At 37.1% G+C, this 1,972-nt stretch carries 2 protein-coding genes; both read right to left on the bottom strand.

The window, feature by feature from the left end; all coding sequences use genetic code 11:
- On the bottom strand, window positions 1-298 hold a 298-nt coding region (locus RT405_RS08815), incomplete at its 3' end, for a PTS sugar transporter subunit IIA (RefSeq protein WP_313469148.1).
- Window positions 299-639: 341 nt separating this feature from the next.
- The gene (locus RT405_RS08810; protein ID WP_313469147.1) at window positions 640-1,923 is read right to left on the bottom strand and encodes an extracellular solute-binding protein; all 1,284 of its coding nucleotides are present in this window, start codon (window positions 1,921-1,923) and stop codon (window positions 640-642) included.
- Between the last annotated feature and the right edge of the window lie 49 nt (window positions 1,924-1,972).

The raw sequence follows: 1,972 nt of genomic DNA, 5'->3' as shown, positions 1-1,972 counted from the left end.
CAATCACCATTGGTAAATTCAAACCAGCAACAATCGCCCATTTGTCTTTGTGCTCTTCATACAAGCTGTTCGCTTGGTTGAATGGAGTACCTCCCCATAAATCAACTAAGAACAATACTTCATCTTGATTGTCAAAAGATGCTATTGCAGTTTTCATTTTTGCTTTTACATCTTCCGGGCCTTCGCTCGGCATTAAGGTAATGGCTTTAACATTTTCTTGTTCTCCAAAAATCATTGCGCCAGATTGCAAGATACCTTCAGCAAATTCGCCATGGCTTGCTAGTATAATTCCTACCATATTTTTACCTCCTAAATAATTTATTTACACTTTTTTTAGACGCAACTAGTTAGAATAACTTTACATTTTTCTAAAGTTTTTGTCTATTTAAATCAACTTCTCAGCTCCTAAAAAATTGCCTCCTTTTCCAACTGCCCATTATTTTGTCCGTCACATAATATAATGCAAATATCGTGCCAACTTTAGTGTATCATCAGAAAAGCTTGTTAATGCGGCATTCAATACAAAACAAACAGATAGAGACCGATACACTAAACAGTGTATCGGTCTCTATCTGTACTCTATTCACTTCTATTATTAGTGTATCGTTTACTATTTTCCAGAAAAGCTTTAGGGAAAAATTATTGATTCCAAGCGTCTTCTAATTGCGGAACCGAATTCTTGATCAATTCATCACGGTCTTTATCGGTATTCGATAAAATATTCTCCATGATTGAACGAATTTCATTGTAAGCAGGATCTGCATTTTCTTCAACAGGAATGGAGAATAATTCAGTGGTTGCTTCTTCTAAATGAGCCGGAACTTTTGTATCAGTTGAATTCTTATATTCGTCACTGTTCACAACAGATTCAACAGTCGGCATATAGCCCGTTTCAGTTGCCCAATACAATTGGTTTTCAGGTTCTGATAAAAACTTCATGAATAGAAATGCAGCTGTACGTTGTTCAGCTGATGCACTATCAAACATGTAAACATCTGTCCCTTGCTGTAAATTAATCGGTTCTGGACGAGCTGCTACACCATATTCAAATTTACCTTCTGTATCTTGTTTTACAAATCCTTCACCGGCAATCGATCCGACAAACATTGCAACTTGCTCATTTGCAAAAGGACCGGATAAGTAACCGTCTGAACCAGCAATACGGAAGTAGCCGTCTTGAACGCCATCAGCATAATAAGAAATAACCTCTTTTGATTCTTTGCTCTCAAGATCTAAATCTTTTGTAATAGAAACGTCTTTATTTTTCATTCCAATAGCATAGTAATTGTTCAGGGAATCAAAGCCTGCACCAACAACTTTTCCGTTTGATTCTTTATAAATCTTTTCAGAAGCATCTTTCAGTTCTTCCATAGTAGTAGGAACTTCTACGTCATATTCAGCCAGCATGTCTGCATTGTAATACAACATCTCTGTCGATTTATTGAACGGAATCCCATATTGAGTGTCGTTGATTTTTGCGCCGTTTAATAGCGATCCCGTGATAGCTTCTTGATCTCCCCAGCCAATGGTTTCATCATCAATATAAGGTTGTAGATCAACAATCATCTCATCTTGCGCTGCATTCCATAACCAACCTGGATATGCTTGAGTGATAGTCGGCAAGTTTTTAGGAGAAGGCAAAGTCGAATTGATCTTCGCTTGCAAATCTGGATAGGAAGATTGGTTTTGCAATTCTACAGTAACATTTTTATTTTCAGCCATAAAATCTTCTGTTATTTTCTTCAATGCTTCTTCTTGCGCACCATTCATCGCATGCCAAAAAGTAATCGTTGTTTCTTCAGGCAACTCAGTTAAAACTTCATCGTTAGATGCCGTTCCTTTGTCATTTCCTGATCCACAAGCTCCTAATACAAGTGCCGTTGCTGCCACAAATAATGTGGTTGCCAATTTATTGATTTTCATTTTTCTACTCTCCCCTTATCCTTTTTATAAAATAATGTTGTCGCCGCGA

This window comes from Carnobacterium sp., assembly GCF_032094055.1.
GTDB lineage: Bacteria > Bacillota > Bacilli > Lactobacillales > Carnobacteriaceae > Carnobacterium_A.
Note: the sequence above shows the minus strand (reverse complement) of the source record. Positions and strands in the feature narration are given on the sequence as shown.